At 66.4% G+C, this 24,881-nt stretch carries 21 protein-coding genes and 1 pseudogene; 9 read left to right on the forward strand and 13 right to left on the reverse strand.

Features of this window, described 5'->3' with window-relative positions; all coding sequences use genetic code 11:
* Positions 1-54: 54 nt before the first annotated feature.
* The 4 genes from CDO87_RS09205 to CDO87_RS09220 are packed head-to-tail and all read right to left on the reverse strand — an operon-like array spanning position 55 to position 3,411.
* A complete protein-coding gene (locus tag CDO87_RS09205; RefSeq protein WP_100928502.1) occupies positions 55-786 on the reverse strand; it encodes an SDR family oxidoreductase in 732 nt (243 codons plus the stop codon).
* Complete coding sequence (locus tag CDO87_RS09210) at positions 783-1,346, reverse strand: DUF3833 family protein (RefSeq protein ID WP_100930896.1); 564 nt, start codon at positions 1,344-1,346, stop codon at positions 783-785. Before CDO87_RS09210 ends, CDO87_RS09205 begins: the two co-directional genes overlap by 4 nt.
* Positions 1,346-2,119, reverse strand: a complete 774-nt coding sequence (locus CDO87_RS09215; protein WP_100928503.1) for a DUF1365 domain-containing protein — start codon at positions 2,117-2,119, stop codon at positions 1,346-1,348. Before CDO87_RS09215 ends, CDO87_RS09210 begins: the two co-directional genes overlap by 1 nt.
* Entirely contained in the window at positions 2,116-3,411 is a 1,296-nt protein-coding gene (locus CDO87_RS09220; RefSeq protein ID WP_100928504.1) for an NAD(P)/FAD-dependent oxidoreductase, read from the reverse strand. Before CDO87_RS09220 ends, CDO87_RS09215 begins: the two co-directional genes overlap by 4 nt.
* Before the next feature lie 176 nt (positions 3,412-3,587).
* Between CDO87_RS09220 and CDO87_RS09225 the strand changes: the two genes are divergently transcribed.
* Positions 3,588-4,274 (forward strand): sigma-70 family RNA polymerase sigma factor, encoded by a 687-nt coding sequence (locus tag CDO87_RS09225; protein ID WP_100928505.1) that lies wholly within the window; start codon positions 3,588-3,590, stop codon positions 4,272-4,274.
* On the forward strand, positions 4,271-4,921 hold the full coding sequence (locus tag CDO87_RS09230) for a ChrR family anti-sigma-E factor (protein WP_100928506.1): 651 nt from the start codon (positions 4,271-4,273) through the stop codon (positions 4,919-4,921). Before CDO87_RS09225 ends, CDO87_RS09230 begins: the two co-directional genes overlap by 4 nt.
* A gap of 93 nt (positions 4,922-5,014) precedes the next feature.
* Here CDO87_RS09230 and lpdA read toward each other — a convergent pair whose 3' ends face one another.
* The 7 genes from lpdA to CDO87_RS09260 form a co-directional block, all read right to left on the reverse strand.
* The gene (gene lpdA / locus CDO87_RS09235) at positions 5,015-6,766 is read right to left on the reverse strand and encodes a dihydrolipoyl dehydrogenase (protein ID WP_198521855.1); all 1,752 of its coding nucleotides are present in this window, start codon (positions 6,764-6,766) and stop codon (positions 5,015-5,017) included.
* A 5-nt stretch (positions 6,767-6,771) separates the two neighbouring features.
* Positions 6,772-8,064 (reverse strand): dihydrolipoyllysine-residue acetyltransferase, encoded by a 1,293-nt coding sequence (aceF, locus tag CDO87_RS09240; protein WP_100928507.1) that lies wholly within the window; start codon positions 8,062-8,064, stop codon positions 6,772-6,774.
* A gap of 21 nt (positions 8,065-8,085) precedes the next feature.
* Positions 8,086-10,746, reverse strand: a complete 2,661-nt coding sequence (gene aceE / locus CDO87_RS09245; protein ID WP_100928508.1) for a pyruvate dehydrogenase (acetyl-transferring), homodimeric type — start codon at positions 10,744-10,746, stop codon at positions 8,086-8,088.
* A 234-nt stretch (positions 10,747-10,980) separates the two neighbouring features.
* Positions 10,981-12,147 (reverse strand): DNA recombination protein RmuC, encoded by a 1,167-nt coding sequence (locus CDO87_RS09250; RefSeq protein ID WP_100928509.1) that lies wholly within the window; start codon positions 12,145-12,147, stop codon positions 10,981-10,983.
* Entirely contained in the window at positions 12,144-12,428 is a 285-nt protein-coding gene (locus tag CDO87_RS26705; protein WP_157814955.1) for a hypothetical protein, read from the reverse strand. Before CDO87_RS26705 ends, CDO87_RS09250 begins: the two co-directional genes overlap by 4 nt.
* Positions 12,428-14,323, reverse strand: a complete 1,896-nt coding sequence (mutL, locus tag CDO87_RS09255) for a DNA mismatch repair endonuclease MutL (protein ID WP_100928510.1) — start codon at positions 14,321-14,323, stop codon at positions 12,428-12,430. The genes CDO87_RS26705 and mutL overlap by 1 nt, the downstream gene beginning before the upstream one ends.
* Positions 14,324-14,691: 368 nt before the next feature.
* The gene (locus tag CDO87_RS09260) at positions 14,692-15,915 is read right to left on the reverse strand and encodes a urate hydroxylase PuuD (protein ID WP_100928511.1); all 1,224 of its coding nucleotides are present in this window, start codon (positions 15,913-15,915) and stop codon (positions 14,692-14,694) included.
* A 216-nt stretch (positions 15,916-16,131) separates the two neighbouring features.
* Between CDO87_RS09260 and CDO87_RS09265 the strand changes: the two genes are divergently transcribed.
* The 3 genes from CDO87_RS09265 to CDO87_RS09275 all read left to right on the forward strand — a co-directional run bounded on the left by CDO87_RS09265 (position 16,132) and on the right by CDO87_RS09275 (position 18,270).
* Positions 16,132-17,028, forward strand: coding sequence for an MBL fold metallo-hydrolase (locus CDO87_RS09265; protein ID WP_100928512.1), 897 nt, complete (start codon positions 16,132-16,134; stop codon positions 17,026-17,028).
* A gap of 11 nt (positions 17,029-17,039) precedes the next feature.
* A complete protein-coding gene (locus tag CDO87_RS09270; protein ID WP_100928513.1) occupies positions 17,040-17,420 on the forward strand; it encodes a rhodanese-like domain-containing protein in 381 nt (126 codons plus the stop codon).
* A 127-nt stretch (positions 17,421-17,547) separates the two neighbouring features.
* Positions 17,548-18,270 carry an STAS/SEC14 domain-containing protein gene (locus CDO87_RS09275; RefSeq protein WP_198521856.1) on the forward strand — a complete coding sequence of 241 codons (723 nt, stop codon included), beginning with the start codon at positions 17,548-17,550 and terminating at the stop codon, positions 18,268-18,270.
* Positions 18,271-18,487: 217 nt separating this feature from the next.
* On the opposite strand, the gene CDO87_RS09280 is transcribed toward CDO87_RS09275, so the two are convergent.
* Positions 18,488-19,891, reverse strand: coding sequence for an aspartate aminotransferase family protein (locus CDO87_RS09280; RefSeq protein WP_100928515.1), 1,404 nt, complete (start codon positions 19,889-19,891; stop codon positions 18,488-18,490).
* Between the two features lie 314 nt (positions 19,892-20,205).
* On the reverse strand, positions 20,206-20,868 hold the full coding sequence (locus CDO87_RS09285; protein ID WP_100930898.1) for a GntR family transcriptional regulator: 663 nt from the start codon (positions 20,866-20,868) through the stop codon (positions 20,206-20,208).
* Positions 20,869-21,017: 149 nt separating this feature from the next.
* Here CDO87_RS09285 and CDO87_RS09290 point away from each other — a divergent pair, with 149 nt between their 5' ends.
* The 4 genes and pseudogenes from CDO87_RS09290 to CDO87_RS09300 all read left to right on the forward strand — a co-directional run bounded on the left by CDO87_RS09290 (position 21,018) and on the right by CDO87_RS09300 (position 24,733).
* Entirely contained in the window at positions 21,018-22,115 is a 1,098-nt protein-coding gene (locus CDO87_RS09290; protein ID WP_198521858.1) for a polyamine ABC transporter substrate-binding protein, read from the forward strand.
* A gap of 72 nt (positions 22,116-22,187) precedes the next feature.
* Positions 22,188-22,961, forward strand: a pseudogene (locus tag CDO87_RS27575) (ABC transporter ATP-binding protein); the annotation flags it as partial.
* 66 nt (positions 22,962-23,027) lie between these two features.
* Positions 23,028-23,636, forward strand: a complete 609-nt coding sequence (locus CDO87_RS27580) for a TOBE domain-containing protein (protein WP_404944750.1) — start codon at positions 23,028-23,030, stop codon at positions 23,634-23,636.
* A complete protein-coding gene (locus tag CDO87_RS09300; RefSeq protein WP_254698395.1) occupies positions 23,633-24,733 on the forward strand; it encodes an ABC transporter permease subunit in 1,101 nt (366 codons plus the stop codon). Before CDO87_RS27580 ends, CDO87_RS09300 begins: the two co-directional genes overlap by 4 nt.
* Positions 24,734-24,881 lie beyond the last annotated feature (148 nt).

Here is a 24,881-nt window from a genome sequence, read left to right on the forward strand (position 1 = left end):
TCACTGTCTGATCAGGGCGGACACTGCACCGAAAAGAGGTACGGCACCTTGATCTTAAGCAAACAGCCGGAAATAGAGCCAATCCGGCAAAAACTGGCTGCCGCGGAACAACAGGCTGAACATGCGAGGAAACGCGCGCTGGAAGCTGTTGCCGCTCATGTGGCGGAAGACGATGTCCGCCGCCTCTTCGGGCTCCATGATGAAGGGCATCCTGAAGTCGTTCTTTTCGGTCAGCTGCGTGCGGATGAAGCCCGGGTTCACAAGCTGCACGTCGACGCCGGTGCCCTTGAGGTCGGCGTAAAGCGATTCCGCCAGCGCCATGATGCCCGACTTGGTCGCGACATAGGCCGCGGCCCCCGGCAGGCCGCGATAGCCAGACAGCGACCCGGTCAGCACGATGTGCCCGGACCCGCGCGCCACGAAGCGCGGCACCACCACGCCCACCAGCCGCATCGCCCCGCCGAAGTTGACGTCGGCCATGAGATTGGCGTGCTCCGCCTCCCATTCCTTGCCGCCGAAGGGCCAGTAGACCGCCGCAAGCTGCACCACGCCGTCGAACGTCCCGATCTTCTGCGCGGCCTCTTCCAGCGCCTCGGCGTCGGTGACATCCACGGGGACCACCTCGGCCTTGCCGGGCAGCTTGTCGGCCAGCGCGCGCAGCTTGTCCTCCGACCGGGCCGAGAGGATCAGTTCGGCGCCCGCCTCGCTCAGCCTGTGGGCCAGTGCGGCGCCCAGTCCTTCGCTTGCGCCCACGATCCAGTAGCGCTTTCCGTTCCAGTCTCTCACACAACCTCCTTGCGGCGCATGACCGCCACGAGTTCAGCAACCTTCAGACCCAACTTCCGAAACTGCGAGCGGTTCACGATGGTCCCGTCGGGGGTGAGATACATCCAGTCCGTGGCGTTCAGCACGATGCCGCCCTTGTCCTCCGGCAGGCGCAGCCGGTAGCGCATCTGCACGGACGGGCCGCTCTGCCGGCCGCTGCCCTCGCCCACCACGTCCGCTGCCGTGGCGCGGATGCGGCCGTCGTTGCCGAGCGTGAGGTGCCAGGCGCGCTCTTCCTCCACGCCGGAGGCATAGAGGTAGCGTTCGTGCAGGACGCAGGTGTTGCCCTCCCACGTGGCGACGAAATCGCCCCTGAAGCGGGATGTGACGCGGCCGGTGGGTCCGTAGATCACGCCCTCCGCTTCCAGCGCGCCGTTCAGATGGCGGCGGATGTCCATCGCTTCGCCGGGGGCATCGGCATAGTCGGCGGGGCGCTGTGCGGAGAAGCCCGCCAGCCGGTCGCGCAGCCAGACGAGGGCCAGCGCCACGAACGCGCCGGTCAGGAGCCAGACGGCCGTCATCATGCGGCTTTCCTTTCGTGATGCGGGCCGGAGACCTCGGGCTTCGGCGGTTCGGGGCGGTTGCGGTAGCGCGCGCCCTTCCACCACAGCTTCAGCGCCTGCCAGTGGATCAGCGCCAGCACACGGCGCGACCCGAACGGACGGCGCAGCAGGGTCCAGAGCAGGTGCCCGCTGGTCAGCGGCCGGCGCGGGCCGACCAGCGTGGCGATCAGGCCGCCGCCGTCGTGGTCGAGGTCGATCCAGATGCCGATCCGCTTGGCCGTGATGTCGAAGCGGAAGGTGTAGCCCCCGGCAATCGGCTGGAACGGCGAGACGTGGAAGACCTTCTCTGCCGCCAGTTCGTCGCCCGGCCCGATGGGCGCGCCGTCCGGCTTGTGGCAGAGGTAGGAATGCCGGTCGCCGAAGGTGTTGCTGACCTCGGCGATCACCGCCTTCAGCGCGTCGCCGTCATAGGCCAGCCAGAAGGACACCGGGTTGAACACGTGGCCAAGGATGCGCGGCTGGGTCAGCAGCATCAGCGGCCCCTTCGCCGCGATGCCGTAACGGTCCAGTACCTCGCGCGCCCAAGGGGCACCGCGCCCGTGCTTCGGCGGGCCGCCGTGGTCGCTGTCCTGAACGGAGGCGACGTTGCGCCGGTTGCGGGAAAACAGCCGCGGGCCCTTCACCTTCGCCTCCGCATCGAAGAGCACGTAGTCGACGGAATAGCGGAAGGCGTTTTCCAGCGCCCCCTTCCGCCCGTGCCACGTATGGGCCTGGATGAGGTCGACGGTCATGCCACCGCCCCGAGCCGGTTGCCCGCGCGGATCGCCTCTGCCACGTCGGCGGCGCTGGCCAGACCGTCCTCGTGGAAACCGTTGCGCATCCATGCGCCGCAGAACCACGTGTTCTGCGCACCGTTGAAGCGGGCGACCTGAGCCTGCGCCTGCAACATGCCCTCGTCGTAGACCGGGTGCCGCAGGATGACCTCGTCGTAGATCAGGTCCTCGCGGATCGGGCGGGTGCTGTTGAGGGTGACGAACATCGGGTCCTCTTCCGGGATCGGCTGGAGGCGGTTCATCCAGTAGGTGAGGTCGATGGTCTCCACCGTCTTGTCGGCGGCTTCGGTGTAGTTCCACGACGACCACGCGGCGCGGCGCTTGGGCATCAAAGTCTCGTCGGCGTGCAGGACGACGCGGTTCGGCTGGTAGGCGACCTTCGACAGGGCGGCGCGTTCCTCGACGCTCGGGTCTTCGAGCAGGCGCAGGGAGGTGTCGCCATGGGTGGCCATCACCACCTCGTCGAAGGTGTCCCAGTCGGCGCCGGGCACCTTGATCCGCACCTTGCCGCCCGCGCGCCGCACCGCCTGCACCGGCGTGTCGGGGCGGAGCGTCGCACCGCGCGCCACAAGCGCCGCGGTCAGCCGCCGCACGTATTCCACCGATCCGCCCTGCACCGTCCACCACTGGTGCTGGCCGGTGGCGCTGAGCAGCGCGTGGTTCTGGAAGAAGGTGACAAGCGCGTGGGCGGGGAAATCCATGATCTTCTCGGTCGGGGTCGACCAGATCGCGCCGGACAGCGGCAAGAGGTAGTAGTCGCGGAACCACACCCCGGTGCCCAGCACGTCGAGGAACTGGCCCAGCGTCAGGCTGCGGTCGCGGGCGACCTCGACCGCGCGGGCGTTGAACCGCATCACGTCGCGCAGCATCCCCCAGAACTTCGGGTTCCCCAGGTTGCGCTTCTGGGCGAAGATCGCCTTCAGGTTCCGCAGCCCGTATTCCATGCGCCCGCCGCCGAGCGAGGCGGAAAAGCTCATGTCCGAAGGGGTCACCGGCACGTCCAGGTCGTCGAAGAGGCGCGTCAGAAGGGGGTAGTTGGCATAGTTGAACACGATGAAGCCGGTGTCGACCGGCTGGTCGCCCCGCTTGCCCGCCATCCGGGTCCGGGCGTGCCCGCCAAGGCGCGGCTCTGCCTCGAACACGGTGACATGCGCGTCCTCCGCCAGCATGTACGCCGCGCCGAGGCCGGAGATGCCGCCTCCGATGACGGCGATGCGGCGTGGCGCGAGCGGGCTGTTTTCGAACGGCATGGGCAGGTCCTTCTTGATGACTGGCCTGTTGTCTACGCAACAGCCCTCTGGACGGATGACTTTAAGCCGTGACTTGCAAGGAAAAACTGACGCCGCCCGCGTGGCGCGGCCTGCGCCGCAAGCTCCGCACGCGGTGATGAAAAAAATGTGATCCGGGTGGCGCACACCTCCGTAAGATGGGCATGTTCACCGCAACCGACACCGCCGACCCTTGCGACTCCCTGCCCCCTGCCATCCCGGCGGGCGGCGGGCGATCAAGGGTGAGACGACCGAAGAGGACCGCCGTGAACAGACAGTCCGACAGCGAACGCGAAGAGGAGCAGGCCACCTGGGCCGCGCTTCTGATCCGCATTCGCGACCATCGGGACGAAGCCGCCTTTGCCGCGCTGTTCGCGCATTTCGCGCCGCGGCTGAAGGGCTTCCTGATCCGCAGCGGCGCCGACGCCGCGCAGGCGGAGGAATGCGTGCAGGAGGTGATGACGACGCTCTGGCAGAAGGCCGCGCAGTTCGACCCCGACCGCGCCTCTGCCGCGACGTGGCTGTTCACCATCGCGCGGAACAAGCGCATCGACCTGCTGCGCCGCGCCCGCCGCCCGGAACCGGAGGACCTGCCCTGGGGGCCGGAACCGGACCCCGACCAGGCGGAGATGCTGGGGCTTCAACAGGAGACGGAGGCCCTGGGTGCCGCCGTGGCCGCGCTGCCGCCGAAACAGCGCGACCTGATCCACAAGGCCTATTTCGGCGAGATGACACACAGCGAGATCGCCGCCGAGACCGGCCTTCCGCTGGGCACGATAAAATCACGTATTCGGCTCGCGCTGGACCGCCTGCGCCATGCCATGGACGGAAAGAACGAGAGATGACGGAGATCACGCACCACCTGACCGAGAGCCTCGTGATGGGCTATGCCGCGGGCACCCTGCCCGAGGCGGTGAACCTGATTGTCGCCGCGCATGTGTCGATGTGCGACACCTGCCGTGCCGCCGTGGAGGCGCATGAGGCAGTCGGCGGCGCGCTGCTGGACGACACCGACGCCGTGGCGATGGACGACGGCGCGCTGGACCGCGCGCTGGCCGCCGTGCGCGGCGCCGCTCCCGAGGAGCGCCCGATCCACATGCCGAAGACCGACCCGGTCGTTCCGGCCCCGCTGGTCGACTACATCGGCGGCGGGCTGGAGGACGTGCGCTGGCGTCCGCTGGGCATGGGCGTGAAGCAGGCGATCCTGCCCACCGCTCCGGGCGCCACCGCACGGCTGCTGTATATCCCGGCGGGCACCGCCGTGCCGGACCACGGCCACAACGGGCTGGAGCTGACGCTGGTCCTGCAGGGCGCGTTTTCAGACGAGGACGGCCGCTATGCCCGCGGCGACGTGGAGGTCGCCGACGGCGACACCCAGCACATGCCCGTGGCCGACATCTCGGGCGACTGCATCTGCCTTGCCGTGACCGACGCGCCGCTGAAATTCCGCAGCTTCCTCCCGCGTCTGCTGCAGCCCTTGTTCCGTATCTAGTGACAGGGTTCGACGAAGAAGGGGCGCGCCGGTGATCGGCGCGCCCCGCTTCGTTCGGAAGGAGGGTGGCGCAAAGCCCCACCCTACAGGATCTCAGTGCTTCTTCTTCCGGGGCGGCATGAGGTCCGTGATGGTGCCCTCGAACATCTCCGCCGCGAAGTTCACCGTCTCCGACAGGGTCGGATGCGGGTGGATCGTGTGGCCCAGGTCGACCGCATCGGCGCCCATCTCGATGGCCAGCGCCACTTCGGCGATCAGGTCGCCCGCGCTGGGGCCGACGATGCAGCCGCCGACGACGCGCTGATCCTCCGGATCGAAGAGCAGCTTGGTCATGCCCTCGCTCCGGCCCAGCGACAGGGACCGCCCCGAGGCCGCCCATGGGAACACGCCCTTCTCGACCTTGATGCCCTGCTCCTTGGCCTGCGTTTCCGTCAGGCCGACCCATGCGACCTCCGGATCGGTATAGGCCACCGACGGGATCACCAAGGCGTCGAAGTGGCGCTTCTCTCCGGCGCAGACCTCTGCCGCGACCTTGCCTTCGTGCACCGCCTTGTGCGCCAGCATCGGCTGGCCCACCACGTCGCCGATGGCGAAGATATGCGACACGCCGGTGCGCTGCTGGCTGTCCACGGCGATGAAGCCGCGGTCGTCCACCGCCACGCCCGCCTTGTCGGCGTCGATCTTCTTGCCGTTCGGACGGCGGCCCACCGACACCAGGACCTTGTCGAAGGTGTCGGAGAAGGACTCGCCCTTCTCGTCCTCGAAGGTGACGTGCAGGCCGTCGTCCTTCGCCTCGACCCCGGTGACCTTGGTCTTGAGGAAGATGTTCTCGTACCGGCCCTTGATGCGCTGCATCAGCGGCTTGACCACGTCCTTGTCGGCGCCCGGGATGATCTGGTCCATCAGTTCGACGACCGTGATCTTCGACCCCAGCGCGTCGTAGACGCAGGCCATCTCCAGCCCGATGATCCCGCCGCCCAGCACCAGCATCCGCTTCGGGATGTCGGCCAGTTCCAGCGCGCCGGTGGAGTCGATCACCCGCGGATCGTCATGCGGGATGAAGGGCAGCGCCACAGGTTCCGATCCGGCGGCGATGATGCACTGGTCGAAGCTGACCGAGGTGCCCTCGACGTCGATCATGTTCGGCCCGGTGAACTTGCCGAAGCCCTTCACCACCTTGACCTTGCGCTGCTTGGCCAGCCCGTCGAGGCCGCCGGTCAGCTTGCCGACCACCTCGTTCTTGAAGCCGCGCAGCGCGTCGAGGTCGATCTCCGGCTTGCCGAACTTGAGCCCGTGGTGCGCGGTCTCCTCCGCCTCCGTGATGACCTTGGCCATGTGCAGAAGCGCCTTCGAGGGGATGCAGCCGACGTTGAGGCAGACGCCGCCTAGGCTGTCGTACTTCTCGATCAGCACCACCGACTTGCCGAGGTCCGCCGCACGGAACGCAGCCGTGTAGCCGCCGGGGCCGGAGCCCAGAACGACCACCTCGGCGTGGACATCGCCGGGGCCTGTGGCGGTGCCGCTGGCCTCGACGGCCTTCGGCGCCTCCTTGGCGGGGGCCTTCTCCTCGGACTTGCCTTCGCTGTCGCCGGACTCCGGGCCGCCGGAGCCGCCCGACGCGCCTTCGAGCACGACGATCACGTCGCCCTCGGACACGCGGTCGCCTTCCTTCACCTTGATTTCCTTGACCTTGCCGGCGCCCGAAGAGGGCACCTCCATGGTCGCCTTGTCGGATTCCAGTTCGATCAGGGCGTCCTCTTCCGCCACGGTGTCGCCCACCGAGACGAGGACCGTGACCACGGGAACGTCCTTGAAATCGCCGATATCGGGTACCTTGATGTCCATGTCGCTCACCACATCAGCTTGCGCATGTCGCCGAGCAGCGTCTTGAGCGTCACGCAGAAGCGTGCGGCAAGCGCGCCGTCGATGGCACGGTGGTCATAGGACAGCGACAGCGGCTGCATGAGGCGCGGGACGAACTGTTCGCCGTCCCAGACCGGGGCCATCTTCGACCGGGTGAGGCCGAGGATCGCCACCTCCGGCGCGTTCACGATGGGGGTGAAGGACGTGCCGCCGATCCCGCCGAGCGACGAGATGGTGAAGGTCGCGCCCTGCATGTCGCCGGACTTCAGCTCCCCCTTGCGGGCCTTGGAGCTGAGCTCCATCAGGTCCTTGGATATCTCCACCAGGCCCTTGCGGTCGGCGTCCTTGATGACCGGCACCATCAGGCCGTTCGGCGTGTCCGCCGCGAAGCCGATGTTGTAGAAGTCCTTCTTGATCAGCTTGTCGCCGTCCGGGTGGATCGACGAGTTCACTTCCCAGTGCTCCTTCAGCGCCGAGACCGAGGCCTTGATCACGAAGGACAGCAGCGTGACGCGATAGCCGTCTTCCTTGGCCATCGTGTCCATTTCCTTGCGGTACTTGTCCAGCTCGGTGATGTCGGCTTCGTCGTTGTGGGTGACATGCGGGATGTTCAGCCACGAGCGGTGCAGCGCGGGGCCGGAGATCTTCTTGATCCGCGGCATTTCCACGTCCTCAACAGGCCCGAACTTCGAGAAGTCGACCTTCGGGATCGGCGGAATGCCCATGCCACCGGACGCCGCGGGTGCACCCGCAGCCGGAGCAGCCTGGCCCTTCAGCGCCTTTTCCACGTCCTCGCGCAGGATGCGGCCCTTGCGGCCCGACCCGTTCACATGGGCGAGGTCGACCTCGACCCGGCGGGCGAATGCCCGGACGGACGGCGAGGCGTGGACCTTGTTGAACCCCTTGTCGGTCACGGCAGAGGGCGCCGGGGCGGCCTGCTGTCCGGCAGAGGACTCCTTCGGCGCGTCCTTGGATTCGCTCTTGGAGGTGTCCTTCGACTCTTCCTTGGGCGCCTCGGACTTCTCTTCCTTGGCGGCGCCCGCGTCGTCGCCTTCCAGCAGGATGATGACGGTGCCTTCGGACACCTTGTCGCCTTCGGAGACCAGGATCTCCTTCACCTTGCCCGCGGCGGACGACGGCACTTCCATCGTCGCCTTGTCGGATTCCAGTTCGATCAGCGCGTCCTCTTCCGCGACGGTGTCGCCGACGCTCACAAGGATGCTGACCACCGGGACATCGGTGAAATCGCCGATGTCCGGCACTTTAACTTCGGTTGCCATTCGTATTCCCTCCTCGTGCCGTCAAACCAAACGCGGGTTCGGCTTGCCGCCGTCGATGTCGTATTTCTTCATGGCCGCCTCGAGATCCTTGTCCGAGACGACGCCTTCGCGCCAAAGGTCCACCATCGCCGCGGCGGCGATGTGGTTGGCGTCCACCTCGAAGAACTTGCGCAGGTTCACCCGGCTGTCCGAGCGGCCGAAGCCGTCGGTGCCCAGCACGGTGAAGCGCTGCTTGACCGCACCGCGCACCTGTTCGGCGTAGTTCTTCATGTAGTCGGTCGCCACCACGATCGGGCCCTGCACGTTGGTCAGGGTCTGGGTGATGTAGGGCACCCGCTCTTCCGCGAACGGGTTGAGACGGTTGTGCCGCTCGCAGTCCTGGTAGTCGCGGGCGAGTTCGTTGAACGAGGTCGCCGACCAGATGTCGGAAGTGACGGCAAAGTCCTCCTCCAGCATCTTCGCTGCCTTGATCGCCTGCACGAGGATCGTGCCGGAGCCCATCAGGTTGACGTGCTTCTTGGCGGGCTTGTCGGCCTTCTTCATCCGGTAGAGGCCCTTGATGATGCCCTCTTCGGCGCCCATCGGCATTTCCGGGTGATGGTAGTTCTCGTTCATCAGGGTCAGGTAGAAGTAGACGTCCTCCTGGTCCACGAACATCCGCTGCAGGCCGTTCTGCACGATCACCGCCACCTCGTAGGAGAAGGTCGGGTCGTAGCTGATGCAGTTCGGGATGGTCCCGGCAAGGATGTGGCTGTGGCCGTCCTCGTGCTGCAGGCCCTCGCCGTTCAGCGTGGTCCGCCCGGCGGTGCCACCCAGCATGAAGCCGCGCGCACGGCTGTCACCGGCGGCCCAGGCGAGATCGCCGATCCGCTGGAAGCCGAACATCGAGTAGTAGATGTAGAACGGGATCATCGGGACGCCGTGGTTGGAATACGACGTTGCCGCCGCGATCCAGTCCGCCATGGCACCGGCCTCGTTGATGCCTTCCTGCAGCACCTGGCCGTCCTTCGATTCCTTGTAGTAGGACATCTGTTCACGGTCTTCGGGGGTATAAAGCTGCCCCTTCGGATTGTAGATGCCCACCGACCGGAACAGCCCTTCCATCCCGAAGGTGCGGCTTTCGTCCGGCACGATCGGCACGACCTGCTTGCCCACCTTCTTGTCCCGCAGGAGCGTGGTCAGGATGCGGACAAAGGCCATCGTGGTCGAGAACTCGCGGTCGCCGGAATCCTGCAGCTCCTTCTTGAAAGCGTCGAGTTGCGGGATCTCCAGCTTCGGCGCGTCGGTGAACCGCTTGGGGAAGGCCCCGCCCAGTTCCTTGCGCTTCTCGGCAAGGTAGGCCTTCTGCGCGTTGTTCAGCGTCACGAAGGGCGCGTCGCCCTTTTCCAGTTCCTCGTCGGTCACCGGGATGCGGAAGCGGTCGCGCATCGCCTTGAGCTGGTCCACCTGCATCTTCTTCTGCTGGTGGGTGGTGTTCTGGCCCTCGCCGGCGGTGCCCATGCCGTAGCCCTTGACGGTCTTCACCAGCAGGACGGTCGGCTGACCTTCGGACTTCGTGGCGCGCAGGAAGGCGTTGTAGACCTTCTTCGGATCGTGGCCGCCGCGGCGCAGCGCCCAGATCTGGTCGTCGGTCCAGTCCTTCACCAGTTCGGCGGTCTCCGGGTACTTGCCAAAGAAATGCTTGCGGATGTAGGCGCCGTCCTTCGACTTGAAGGTCTGGTAGTCGCCGTCGATGGTCTCGTCCATCAGCTGGCGCAGCTTGCCGGAGGTGTCCTGTTCCAGAAGCTCGTCCCAGCCCCGGCCCCAGAGCAGCTTGATGACATCCCAGCCGGAGCCGCGGAAGTTGCCCTCGAGCTCCTGCACGATCTTGGAGTTGCCGCGCACCGGACCGTCGAGGCGCTGCAGGTTGCAGTTCACCACGAAGATCAGGTTGTCGAGCCCTTCGCGGGCGGCCAGGTGGATGGCGCCCAGCGATTCCGGCTCGTCCATCTCGCCGTCGCCGAGGAAGGCCCAGACCTTGCGGTCGCCCATGTCGATGTGGCCGCGGTTGTGCATGTATTTCATGAACCGTGCCTGGTAGATCGCCATCAGCGGGCCGAGGCCCATGCTGACCGTCGGGAACTGCCAGTAGTCGGGCATCAGCCAGGGGTGCGGGTAGGAGGAAAGACCCTCGCCGCCGACTTCGGAACGGAACAGCTTCAGCTGCTCCTCGCTGATCCGGCCCTCCATGAAGGAGCGCGCGTAGATGCCGGGGATCACGTGGCCCTGGAAGAACACCAGATCGCCGCCGTGGATCGCGCTCTTGGAGCGCCAGAAGTGGTTGAGGCCCACGTCATAGAGCGCGGCAGAGGACGCGAACGATGCGATGTGGCCGCCGTATTCGGAGGATTCCTTGTTCCGCTTCACCACCGTCGCCATGGCGTTCCAGCGGTTGATGGTGCGGATGCGCCATTCCATCTCCGCATCGCCGGGCATGTCGACCTCGTCGTCCGGCGAAATGGTGTTCTGGTAAGGGGTCGTCGCAGAAAAGGGCAGCCTTGCCCCGGCTGCCCTTGCGCGCTGAACCGCCTTGTCCAACAGGAAATGCGCACGGTCCGCACCGTCGCGCTCGATCACATCCTCGATGGCTTCCTGCCATTCCTGGGATTCGACCGGATCAAGATCCTGGGGAGCGTCTTTCATGTATTCTCCTCCTGCCACCGATGCCGCAGTGCGGCATTGGTTTAGCTCTAAACAATTCCACAGCCTTGCCGAAGCAAACTGCCCATTGGGGAGAAGCCTAGCACAATCCTCCCATGGTTAAAGTGGGGTCTATCAGGGGGCGTGACGGAGCGGCAGATTACCCGCCGCATAACGTCCATGCGCGGGGCGCATAACTTGGGACGCGGAGCGCATAGCTAATAGTTCAGTGTTAAACTACTTCTGCGGAACCGGCTGCGCGGTCCGGTCGGTCAGCACCAAAGGCTCTTCGGACAGTTCCTCGAAATCGAAATTATCCAGTCTTCTCGCCCGCTTACCGGCCTTGTCGGCGCTGATGCGAATGTCTTCGATGTCCTTCGCGGCCATCCCGAAATGCCGGTCGAGGTTGCCGACACGGATGCCCAGACGCTCCAGATCGCCGGACAGCGCGTGCAATTCCTTCCGGATCGCCCCCGCCTGCGCCCGCATCCGCGCATCCTTGAGAATCGCCCGCATCGTGTTCAGCGTCGCCATGCAGGTGGTCGGCGAAACGATCCAGACGCGGGCGGTGAACCCCTCCCGCACCAGCTCCGGGAAATTGGCGTGCAATTCCGCGTAGATCGCCTCGGACGGCAGGAACATCAGCGCGCCATCCGCCGTCTCGCCCTCGATCAGGTAGCGGTCGGAAATGTCGCGGATGTGCTTGCGGACAGACATCCGGAAGGCCTGCGCGGCGCGGGTCACCTGCTCGGGCGTTTCGGCGCGGCGCATCGCCTCGTAGCCCTCCAGCGGGAACTTCGCGTCCACCACGATCGGCCCCGGCGGGTTCGGCAGGTGGATCAGGCAATCCGCCCGCCGCCCGTTCGAAAGCGTGGCCTGCAGCGTGTAGCTGTCCGAGGGCAGCGCCTTCGACACGATATCGGTCAACTGGATCTCGCCGAAGGCGCCGCGCGTCTGCTTGTTCGACAGGATGTCCTGCAACGACAGCACGTCGCCCGAAAGACGCGTGATGTTGGCCTGCGCCTTGTCGATGACCTGCAACCGCTCCTGCAATTCGCCAAGCGAGCGGGCCGTGCGCCGGGCAGAGCCGTGCAGGTTCTCGGCCATGCGCTCCTGCACCTCGGCCAGCCGCTGCTCCATCAACTGGATCATCGCCGACTGGCTCGCCGCCTGCGCCTCGCTGACGTGATGCAGACCGCCGGCCAGCCGCTCCTGTCCGTCCGACAGGGCCTGCACCCGGCGCGCCAACTGGCCCAGCGGCTCCACCGCCCGGGCAGACCGCCCCGCCGCGCGCACCGTCATCACCAGCAGAAGCAGGATCAGCAGCACCACCGCCACACCCGCCAGCCCGGCCAGCACCAGCGGATCGATCAGGTCCAGCGTCACCCCGCCCAACGCGATCATGTTCGTTCAATCGATCCGAACGAAATAACGCCGGTGCCTCCGATTTTTCGATCTTTTTTGTCCAAGGAGTCAATTCGCGCACCGACCACATCGACGTCAATCGGAACTCCGCCGACGTTGAGCTGGCAGGAAAGCCGTCCTCGATTTGAGACCGCCATGGCCATCAAATTTAGAGCTTCCGAATGCAAGAGCTCAATCTCCAGTTTTGCTGTGTTGTCGTATTTATGAAGAACAGCTCTTGCACCTGCTTTCTTTCCATCGGTCCTTTTATAGCGCGGCATCAAGATCTCCCAAAAAGCCGTTCGATGTCAGACAGTTTCAGTTCCACGTAGGTCGGGCGGCCATGGTTGCACTGGCCGGAATGGGGGGTCGCCTCCATCTCGCGCAGCAGCGCATTCATTTCCTCGGCCCGCATAACGCGCCCCGACCGGATGGAGCCGTGGCAGGCGACCCGGCTCAGGATCGCCTCGATCTTTTCCTGCACGAGGGAGGTTTCGCCCATGTCGTCCAGCTCGTCGAGGATGTCACGGATCAGGCCCTGGCTGTCCACCTCGCCGAGGATCGCGGGGGTTTCGCGCACCGCGATGGCGCCCGCGCCGAAGGGTTCCACCGTCAGGCCCATGCGCGACAGGTCGTCCGCCACGGCAAGCAGCCGCGCCGCGTCGTCCGAGGACAGGTCGACCACGTCCGGGATCAGCAGCGCCTGCGCGGGCACGCCGTTTTCCGCCATCTGGCGCTTCAGCTTTTCATAGACCAGCCGTTCGTGCGCCGCGTGCTGGTCGACGATCACCACACCGTCCTCGGTCTGGGCGATGATGTAGTTCTCGTGCACCTGCCCGCGCGCAGCGCCCAGCGGGCGGCGTGTCACATCCTCGGCGGGCGCTTCGGCCACAGGCGCCGTCTCCACCACGCGGCCGGAATAGCTGTCGCCCAGATCGGCGAAGCCCGGCGCCGGGGCCTGCGCCCGGTAGGCCGCCGCGCGTGCGCCAAGCGAGGGGCGGTCCATCTGGTAGACGCGCGGGCCGCTCACCGGCTCGGGCGCCGCGCCAAGCGCCGCATGCGGGTGCGACGCGTAGGACTGCCCGGCCTCCGGGCGCATCGCGTCCAGCGTCGCCGCCGCCACGGTGGACGAGGCCCGGTGCCCCGCCTGCGCCAGCGCGTGACGGAGGGTCGTCACGATCAGGCCACGCACCACGCCGGGATCGCGAAAGCGCACTTCGGATTTCGCCGGGTGCACGTTCACGTCCACCTTGTGCGGGTCGCAATCGACGAACAGCGCCACCGCAGGGTGCCGTTCGCGCGACAGGAAGTCTTGGTAGGCGCCGCGCAGCGCGCCGATCAGCATCTTGTCGCGGACGGGGCGGCCATTGACGAAGAGGTACTGCGCCACCGCCGTGCCGCGCGAATATGTCGGCAGCGCGGCATAGCCGGTCAGGCGGAAACCCTCGCGCTCCGACTCCACCGCCAGCGCGTTGTCGGTGAACTCCGCCCCCATGATCCGCGACAGCCGCCCGCGCAGCGCATCGAAGAGGTCGCCGGTCTCCGGCTCAACCCGGAAGGTGACGCGGTCGCCCCCGCCGGACACGTCGCGCAGGGTGAAGCCCACCGCCGGTTCCGCCATCGCCAGCCGCTTCACCGTGTCGGAGATCGCCTGCGTCTCCGCCCGGTCGGTGCGCAGGAACTTCAGCCGCGCGGGGGTGGCGTAGAACAGGTCGCGCAGCGTGACCACCGTGCCGCCGTTCAGCGCGCAGGGTTTCACGGCGCTCATCACGCCGCCCTCGACCGAAAGCTCCACCCCGGCCTCGCCGCGCACCCGGCTTTGCAGCGTCAGCCGCCCCACCGCGCCCAGCGAGGGCAGCGCCTCTCCGCGGAACCCGAAGGAGTGGATGTCCAGCAAATCGGAGCCGTCGATCTTCGACGTGGCATGGCGCGACAGGGCCAGGGGCAGCTCCGCCCCGGTCATGCCGCAGCCGTCGTCGGTGACCCGGATCAGGGTCTTGCCGCCATCCGCGATCTCGATTCCCACCCGGCGCGCGCCCGCGTCTATAGCGTTTTCCACCAGTTCCTTGACCGCCGAGGCAGGCCGTTCGACAACCTCGCCCGCCGCAATACGGTTGACAGCCGCGTCGTCGAGTTGTCGGATAACCGGGCGCATATTGGGGTCATGGGTATTCATGCCACCAGACCTAGCAGGGCCATGCCGATTCTGGAACCATGCGCCGCGCGTAGCGTGACGAAATCTTAACGGTGATACGTGATACAGGGGCAACATATGTACCTTTGTATCATGTCCCACGAAACTTTCTTGCGTTAATAAAGTTTAAAGAATATGTTAGCGTTCACAAGGGAAAGGAAACGAAGATGCTAGTGCCCCTGATTGCGTTCGAAACGATTTCGTCTCTGTACGGCGAAGCCTTCGCAAAGACCTGGTTCCAGCCGGTTTCTGTCGCGCGCAAATAAAGACGACCCGCGCAGAGACGCGGGCCGTTTCATCAAGACCGGGGCAAGACGGCGACGCCTGGCCCCAGCCGGACCTCTTGTCGCTCAGCCCTCTTCCGCCGCCCTGAACCAGCGACGGATGGCAGCGCGCTCTTCTTCTTCCATGTAGGACAGGTTGGCCGGCGGCATCGCATGCGTCACGCCAGCCTGAAGGTAGATCGCCCGCGCCTGCCGCGCGATCTGATCCGCGGTTTCCAGCCGCACGTTCTTTGGCGGCCAGAGGAACGGACCGTATCCAGGTTCCGCCGCGTGGCACATCGAACAGCGGCCCAGCACGATGTCGTGCACCTCGTCGAAGCCCTCCGCCTCGGCATAGCGCAACGCCGCGCCCTGCGCCTCTTCCACCGGATCGTCGCGGTAGAGCGGCGCGGTCGACAGCCACATCACGATGATGAACAGGATCGCCGTGGCCAGCCACGTCCAGTGCGGATTGCCCTTCCGCGCGTGCATCGTGTTGAAGAAGTGCCGGATCGTGACCCCCATCAGGAACACCAGCGACGCGATCAACCAGTTGTATTCGCTCGCAAAGGCCAGCGGGTAGTGGTTCGACAGCATCAGGAACAGCACCGGCAGCGTCAGGTAGTTGTTGTGCGTCGACCGCTGCTTGGCGATGTAGCCGTACTTCGGATCGGGTTTCCGCCCGGCCAGCAGGTCCGCCACCACGATCTTCTGGTTCGGAATGATGATGTTGACCACGTTTCCGGTCATGATCGTCGCGGTGAAGGCGCCGAGGTGCAGCATCGCCGCCCGCCCGCTGAAGACCGAGGTGTAGAACAGCGCCATCAGCACGATGATGACGAACAGCACGACCATCAGCAGGTTCATGTTCTTGCCGATGGGCGACTTGCAGATCTGGTCGTAGGCCACCCAGCCCAGCACCAGCGACAGTATCGAGATGCCGATCGCCTGCCACCCGGCAATATCCGCGACGCTCGGGTCGACAAGGTAGAATTCCGCCCCGAAGTAATAGACGATGGTCAGCAGGGCAAAGCCCGAGATCCACGTCCAGTAGCTTTCCCATTTGAACCACACGAGGTCGCCGGGCATCTGGTCCGGCGCCACGAGGTACTTCTGGATGTGGTAGAAACCGCCGCCGTGCACCTGCCATTCCTCGCCGTCCGCGCCCGAGGCGAGGTTGCGGTCCCGGTGCAGCCCGAGGTCCAGCGCGATGAAATAGAACGACGACCCGATCCAGGCGATGGCGGTGATGACATGCAGCCATCGGACGGCGAACTCCATCCAGGCGCCGATGGTGGCGAAATCGTACATGCCGTGTCCCTCTTTTTCGTATTTTCCACGAAGTTAGCCCGCCGCCGCGCCGGCTGCAAAGCCCCGTTAAGTGCCTTGCGACGACAGGTCTTTTCGCCTGCGCAGAAAAAGGGCAGCGATCCGCCGTGGAACCGGCCCCCTTGTTCCCCGTTTATATTCGACTACGTGAATGTCAAACACGCCAACGACACAACGCAAAGACACAAGGAGACACCCATGTTCACCCGAACCAGCCCATCGACCGGCACAGGTTCGCCCGAGGTCACAGGCTTCTACGACTCCGACACCGGTTCCATCATGTACGTGGCCGCGGACCCCGCGACGAAGAAGGCCGCGCTGATCGACGTGGTGCTCGACTTCGACGCACCGGCGGGCCGCACCCGCACGGACAGCGCGCAGGAAGTGCTGGATTTCGTCAGGGACAAGGGGCTCAGCGTCGAGTGGATCCTCGACACCCACCCGCATGCCGATCACCTCATGGCCTCTGCATGGCTGAAGGAACAGACCGGCGCGCCCACCGCCATCGGCGAGAAGGTGCACGAGATCGCCGAACTTTGGCGCAAGCTCTACAACCTGCCCGATGCCTTCGACCCGGACCGCGACTTCGACCGGCTCTTCGCCGACGGCGACACCTTCAGGCTGGGCGAGATCGACGTGAAGGTCATGCTGTCCCCCGGCCACACGCTGGGCTCGATCACCTATGTCATGGGCGACGCCGCCTTCGTGCACGACACCTTCATGCACGTCGATTCCGGCACCTCGCGCGCCGACTTCCCCGGCGGCTCGTCGAAGGATCTGTGGGACTCGCTGCAGGCGATCCTGTCCTTGCCCGACGACACCCGCCTGAACGTCGGCCACGACTATCCCCCGGTGGACGGGCGAGAGGACCCGGCGTGGGAGGCCACCGTGGCCGAGCACCGCGCCCGCAACAAGCACATCGGCGGCAACGTGACCGAGGCCGAGTACCGCAAGCTGCGCGACGAACGCGACGCAACGCTGTCCCTGCCCGACCGGATGCTGCACGCGCTGCAGGTCAACCTCCGGGGCGGGCGCTTGCCCCCCGCCGAGTCCGACGGCAACCATTATTTCAAGATCCCCGCGAACAGGTTCTGAGGAGACAGATCATGAAGACCGAAACCATAAACGACGCCACGTTCGAGACATGGACCCCCGACGAGGTCGAGACCGCGATGCAGAAGGGCGAGATCGTCCTGATCGACGTCCGCACCCCGCAGGAATACATGTTCGAACACATCGAGGGCGCGCTGCTGATGCCCATGGCCTTCTTCAGGGCCGATGCGCTGCCCGGCCAGTCCGACAAGCGCATCGTGTTCCACTGCGGCTCCGGCGTGCGGTCCGAGAAGGTCAGCCGCGCCGCCATCGAGGCCGGCGTGAAGACCATCGCCCATATGGAGGGCGGCTTCGGCGCCTGGAAGCAGGCAAAGAAGGCCTACACCGGCACCGACATGGGCTCCGGCGCGCCGAAGAAGGTGCCCGCCGGCTGAGCGCCCGATGGCCGCCGCCCGGGCGGCCACATGATCCAGCGCAACGTCACGCGGCTTGCGCAATGGCATGCTGAAACCAGAAGGTCCCCCGGGCGTTGTCCGGGGGTCCCCCAGAAGGAGAGGCACCATGATCACCATCACCCCCCTGCCCCCGAAGGGCCACTACGAAGTCCGCATGTCCGGCCGCATCCGCGAGGACGACTACGAGGACCGGCTCATCCCCGCGCTCGACAAGGCGATCGAGGAACACGACCGCATCCGCATCCTGACCGTCATCGAGGACGACGCCGAGTTTTCCATCGGCGCGATGCTCGACGACGCGGAACTCGGGATGCGCCACTGGAAGGGCTTCGACCGCGTCGCGGTCGTGGGCAAGCCCGGCTGGATGATGCGCCTCGTGCGCGGTTTCGGCCCGGTCATGCCCTGCCCCGTCCGCACCTTCGCGCCGGGCCAGGAAGACGACGCGCGCCGCTGGCTGCAGGAATCGCTGGGCGCCATGCACCAGACCGACCTCGGCGACGGCGTGCTGCATGTCCAGCTGGTCGGCAAGCTCGACCCGGCGGTGATGGAGGAGGAAGAGCGCGACATGGACGCCTTCGTGCGCGCCAACCCGCGCTTCCGCCTGCTCCTCGACCTGACGGAGTTCGACGGCTGGCAGGGGCTGGCCGCGCTGAACCAGCACTTCCGCATCGCCCGCAACCACTACGACCTGATCGACAAGGCTGCGGTGGTGGGCAAGGCGTCCTGGCAGAAACTCGCCGCCCGCGGTCTCGGCCACCTCTCGGGCGCGAAGGTCAAGCACTTCGACCCGGACGATCTCGACGCCGCCAAGACCTGGATCAAGGCCTGAGCCGGCACGCTCGCGACGAACAGGCCCCGGCGGGAACCGGGGCCGCCTCGCCGGGCCGCCACGCGATCCCCGCTGCAAGGGACCAGACCCCGGTCCCTTCATCTTGGTGATAAATACCTGATCCCCGGCCTGTCCCGGGACACTCCGCCGGGCCCCGCGGCGATCCCCGCGACAAACGCAATAGGCGCGGCGCGTCCCACACGCCGCGCCCGACCCTTCAGGCCGTGGGCATCGCCACCATCAGGCCCTGTGCCTGCAGCGCCTCATGCGCCTCGTCGAGGCTCTTCCAAGCCCGCTCGATCAGCGTGTCGATCTCCTCGTGGGAAATCACCAGCGGCGGAGAGATGATCATCCGGTCGTTCACGTGCCGCATGATCAGGTTGTTGGCAAAGCACCGCTCCCGGCAGATGTAGCCGGCCTGCCCCGCCTCGCCCGCGAACTCCGCCCGCGACGCCTTGTCCGGCGTCAGCGCGATGGACCCCATCAGCCCGACAATCGTCGCCTCGCCCACCAGCGGATGTTCGGTCAGCGATTCGAAGCGCTCCTTGAGGTAGGGCGCCACGTGGTCGCGCGCCCGCGTCACGATGCCTTCCTCGTCCAGCAGGCGCAGGTTCTCCAGCGCCACGGCACAGGCCACCGGGTGGCCGGAATAGGTGTAGCCGTGGTTGAACTCCACGTCGCCGATCACCGCCTCGACCGCGTCCGACACGATGGACGCGCCGATCGGCTGGTAGCCCGAGGACAGCCCCTTCGCGACGGTCATGATGTCGGGACGGATGTCCATGGTCTGCGACCCGAACCACTCGCCGGTCCGGCCGAAGCCGCAGATCACCTCGTCGGCGATCAGCAGGACCCCGTACTTGTCGACGATGCGCTGGATCTCCGGCCAGTAGGTCGAGGGCGGCACGATCACCCCGCCCGCACCCTGGATCGGCTCGGCGATGAAGGCCGCGACCTTGTCCTGCCCGATCTCGAGGATCTTCTCCTCCAGCAGACGCGCCCGCGCCAGCCCGAACTCCTCCGGCGTCATGTCGCCGCCCTCGAGGTACCAGTACGGCTGGTCGATGTGGTGGATGCCGGGGATCGGCAGGCCGCCCTGCGCGTGGATGCCCTTCATCCCGCCAAGGCTGCCCGACCCCACCGAGGACCCGTGGTAGCCGTTCCACCGCGCGATGATCTGGTCGCGCTGCGGCTGGCCCTTCTCGGCCCAGTAGGTCCGCACCATGCGCAGGTTGGTGTCGTTTGCCTCCGACCCGGAGTTGGCGAAGAACACGTGGTTCAGATCGCCCGGCGCCAGCTCCGCCAGCCGCGCGGCCAGGTTGATCGCCGGCACGTGGCTGGTCTGGAAGAAGGTGTTGTAGAACGGCAGGTCGCGCATCTGCCGGGCGGCGACCTCGGCCAGTTCCTCGCGCCCGTATCCCACGTTCACGCACCAAAGCCCCGCCATGGCGTCGAGGATGCGGTTGCCCTCGCTGTCCTGCAGCCAGCAGCCCTCGGCCCGGGTGATGATCCGCGCGCCCTTGTCCTTCAGCCCGCTCGCATGGGTGAAGGGGTGGATGTGGTGTGCCGCGTCCAGGGCCTGCAGCTCGGCGGTGGGGGAATTGATGGTCAGGATGTTCATGAAACGCCTCCGGTCAGAGTTGGCGCCAGAATATGATCAAATTTTGCGAAGTCAATCGACTCGCCCCGGAACGACCGATCCCGACCAGAGACCCGGACACCCCGATGGCCCGACGCCGGGACCACCCAAACGCCCCCGTCTTCCCGACACGCACGGACAGGCAAACCCTGCTCCTTCATCTTGGCAAAAATACCTGACTCCACACCGCCACACGCGCCGAACCCGCCGCTCCTCACCCGAAAAGGGATGGCCGGGGCGGGCGGGCCGACTTCCGCAGGAAGAGGTACGCCCCGCCCCGGCCCGAAGCCCCGGCATCAAAGGCTCTGCGCGATCAGCTCCATGCCCTGCCGCACGTCGCCCGCCATCGCGGCAGAGGCCGCCGCGGCATCCCGCGCCAGAAGCGCCTTCAGCAGGTCCTTGTGGCGGTCGGGCAGGTTGCGCGTGCCGGTCTGGCCGCAGACCACCCGCAGCGACGGGCCGAATCGCAGCCACAGCCCCTCGGTCATCGACGTCAGGATCGGCGCGCTGGCCTCGGCGTTCAGGGCCGCGTGGAAGGCGAAGTTCTCCCGCAGGTAGGCCTCCACGTCGCCACGGGCTATGGCCTGGTCCAGACGGGCGTCGATCGCGGCCAGCGCCGTCACCGCCTCCGCGCCGATGCGTTCCGCCGCGCGCTCCGCCAGCCGTGTCTCGACGGTCAGCCGCGCCTCCGTCAGGTCGGCCACCGCCGCCGCGTCCAGCACCGGCACCATGATCCGCCGGTTGCCGAGCGCGGCCAGCGCGCCCTCCGCCGTCAGGCGCCGCAGGGCCTCCCGCACCGGTGTCATGCCCGCGCCCATGCGGTCCACCAGCCCCTGGATGGTCACCGGCTCGCCCGGGGCCAGCGCGCCGAACAGCACCATCTCGCGCAAGGCGCGGTAGACTTGTTCATGCGCCGGAAGGCCCGCACCGTCGCGTATATCTGCCGCTTTCGTCACCACGTGCCTCCCCATTACGCATCCGGCGGCCAGAGCCGCTTGCACCCGTCATCAGGCCATGGAAACATCGCGCAAGTTGCCTCTCAGCGCAACTTATGATCAAAATCCTGGCACGGGGGCGCCGAAGACCCCCCGACCAACGGGAGAAAGAGATGACCAAGACCCCTATGACGACCCTGGCGAGCCTGACCGCCTCCGCGGCGCTGCTGGCCACCATGGCTGCCGCCGAAGAGGTGCGAGTCTACAACTGGTCGGACTACATCGACGAAAGCCTGCTCGAGAAGTTCGAGCAGGAAACCGGCATCGACCTGATCTACGACGTCTTCGACTCCAACGAACTGCTGGAGACCAAGATGCTCGCCGGCAACTCCGGCTATGACGTGGTGGTGCCCACCGGCACCTTCCTGCAGCGCCAGATCGCAGCCGGCGCCTTCCAGAAGCTCGACAAGGAGCAGCTGCCCAACCTCGACAACATGTGGGACACCATCGAGGAGCGCACGGCGAAGTACGACCCCGGCAACGAATACGCCATCAACTACATGTGGGGCACCACCGGCATCGGCGTGAACGTCCCCAAGGTCAAGGAACTGCTGGGCGAGGACGCCCCGCTCGACAGCTGGGACCTGGTGTTCAAGCCGGAGAACATGGAAAAGCTCGCCGAATGCGGCGTCCATTTCCTCGACGCCCCGGCCGAGATGCTGCCCGCCGCGCTGAACTACATCGGCGAGGACCCGGACAGCCATGACCCGGACGTGATCGCCAAGGCCGAAGAGGTCTACGCCCCGATCCGCCCCTACATCCAGAAGTTCCACTCGTCCGAGTACATCAACGCGCTCGCCAACGGCGAGATCTGCGTGGCCGTCGGCTGGTCCGGCGACGTGCTTCAGGCCCGCGACCGCGCCGCCGAGGCCGACAACGGCGTCGAGGTGGCCTACATCATCCCGAAGGAAGGCGCGCAGATGTGGTTCGACCAGATGGCGATCCCGGTCGACGCCCCGAACCCGGAGGGCGCGATGAAGTTCCTGAACTTCATCATGGACCCCGAGAACATGGCCGCAGCGTCGAACTACGTCTACTACGCCAACGGCAACAAGGCCTCGCAGGAATTCCTGAACGAGGACGTGATCGGCGATACCGCGATCTACCCGGACGAGGAGACGCTGGACAACACCTACACCACGACTCCCTACGATCCGAAGGTGCAGCGCGTGGTCACGCGCCTGTGGACCTCGATCAAGTCGGGCACCTGACACGCTGATCCCAACGAACGGCCCGCGCCCGACGACCCTGGCGCGGGTCACCTCACCTGCGGAAAGAACCACATGGCCCAGACCGTCTTTGCCCCTTGGGAGAACCCCGAGGAAAAACCGCTTATCCGGTTCCGGAACGTCACCAAGCGCTTCGGCGATTTCACCGCCATCGACGATCTGACGCAGGACATCTACGCGCGGGAATTCTTCGCGCTGCTCGGCCCCTCGGGCTGCGGCAAGACCACCCTGATGCGGATGCTCGCGGGCTTCGAACAGCCGACCGAGGGGCAGATCCTTCTCGACGGTCAGGACATCGCGAAGATCCCCGCCAACAAGCGCTCGGTGAACATGATGTTTCAGAGCTACGCGCTGTTTCCGCATCTTTCCGTCTGGGAAAACATCGCCTTCGGCCTGAAGCGCGCAAAGAAGCCCAAGGCCGAGATCGAGAGCCGCGTGAGCGAGATGCTCCGCCTCACGCACCTCGAGAAGTTCGCCCAGCGCAAGCCCCACCAGATTTCCGGCGGCCAGCGCCAGCGCGTGGCCCTCGCCCGCTCGCTCGCCCGGGCACCGAAACTCCTGCTCCTCGACGAACCGCTCGGCGCGCTCGACCGCAAGCTGCGCGAGGAAACCCAGTTCGAGCTGATGGACATCCAGGAGAAGACCGGGACCACCTTCATCATCGTGACCCACGACCAGGAAGAGGCGATGACCGTCGCCTCCCGCGTGGCGGTCATGGACCACGGCAAGATCATCCAGGTCGACACGCCCGACCGCATCTACGAGGCGCCCGTCTCGGTCTACGTGGCCGACTTCATCGGCGACGTGAACCTGTTCCGCGGCATAGCCGAGGCGCGCCCGGCCCCGACCCCCGCCACGCCCGGGCCCGCGACCCAGCCCGAATCGAAGCTCCCCATGCCGGAGCCAGACACGCCGGAGGCCGAGGCCGCCCTGCAGGAAGCCGCAGAGGAACACGCCCGCCGCCCGCAGCCCAACGAACTGGGACAGAAGCTGCACGACAAGGTGCTGGCGCCCATCGTCGGCAAGTGGCTGGACGAACCGCAGAAGGCCCTGCCCCTGCCCGACGCCGCGCCGCAGACCGGCACCACCGCGGACCCCGTGACCGCCTCCGCTCCCGCGACGCAGACCGTTCCGCCCCCCGCCGTGGCGGACGTGCCCCCCGGCGGCCTCGCCATCGCCTGGGCCGAAGGCCAGCCCAGGCTGATCGCCGTCAACGGCCCCGAGGAAAAGGCCGGCCAGAAGGTCGTCCTCTCGCTCCGCCCGGAAAAGATCGCGATCTCCAAGACACCGCCCGACGCCGTGAACGTGCTGAAGGGCAAGGTGATCGACATCGCTTACCTCGGCAACATCTCCACCTACCACGTCGAGCTTGCCGGCGGGCTGATGGTCAAGGCGCAGGCCACCAACACCCGCCGCGTCGCCAACCGCGACATCACCTGGGAGGACGAGGTCTACCTCTCCTTCACCACGACGGCGGGCGTCGTGCTGGAGGATGACGCGTGATCGACGAGGCCGCCAACCGGCGCAACGCCGCGCTGATGATCGCGCTGCTCGTCGCCGCGCTCTACTTCGCGGTGCGTACGGCGCTCCTGCTGGCGGGCCCCGGTCTGGACGATCCCGCCCTGCCCGTGCATGTCGCGGGGCTCGTCGCCACGCTGGGCGGCTTCCTCGCACTCCTGAACAAGAGCGACGCAGACCAGCGCCGCGCCTTCCTCGGCAACGGGGTGATCGGCCTGCCCTACTTCTGGCTTCTGGCGCTGTTCCTCGTGCCCTTCCTGATCGTCCTGAAGATCTCGCTCTCGGACGTGGCGCTGGCCCGCCCGCCCTACATGCCGCAACTGGACCTCTCCGGCGGCTGGACGGCGATCGTCGACTTCCTGTCGGAACTCGACTTCGAGAACTTCGTCTTCCTGACCAGCGACGACCTCTACTGGAAAGCCTACCTCAGCTCGCTCCAGATCGCGTTGATCGCCACCTTCGCGACCCTGCTGGTGGGCTACCCGATGGCCTACGGCATGGCGCGCGCGCCCAAGGAATGGCAGGCGACGCTGCTGATGCTGGTCATCCTGCCGTTCTGGACGTCCTTCCTGATCCGCGTCTACTCGCTGATGGGCATCCTCGGGAACGAGGGGCTGCTGAACCAGCTCCTGCTCTGGACCGGCCTCATCTCCACGCCGCTGCAGATCCTCAACACCAAGATCGCGGTCTACATCGGCATCGTCTACACCTACCTGCCGTTCATGATCCTGCCGATCTACGCCGCGCTCGAGAAGATGGACGAAAGCCTGCTCGAAGCCGCCGAGGACCTCGGCTGCTCGCGGCTCGAAGCCTTCTGGCTCGTCACCTTCCCGCTCTCGCGCGGCGGCATCGTGGCCGGCTGCTTCCTCGTCTTCATCCCGACGATCGGCGAATTCGTCATCCCCTCGCTGCTCGGCGGCTCCGGCACGCTGATGATCGGCAAGGTGCTGTGGGAAGAGTTCTTCAACAACCGCGACTGGCCCGTGGCCTCCGCGGTGGCGGTCATCCTGCTGCTGATCCTGATCGTCCCGATCATCCTCTTCCAGCGCTCCGAGGAACGCGCAAGGCAGGCCGAGAAATGACCCGCCCCGCCCGCCGTTCCCCCGCCCCCCTCCGGCCCGGCACATGCCCGCGCGCCTTCATCTTGGCCGAAATACCTCGGGGGGAGCCGAAGGCGGGGGGCAGCGCCCCCCTCCCCGCCCGCCACCGCACCAAACCGCCGGAACCGGC

Origin of the sequence: Sagittula sp. P11, assembly GCF_002814095.1 — a bacterium.
Taxonomy (GTDB): domain Bacteria; phylum Pseudomonadota; class Alphaproteobacteria; order Rhodobacterales; family Rhodobacteraceae; genus Sagittula.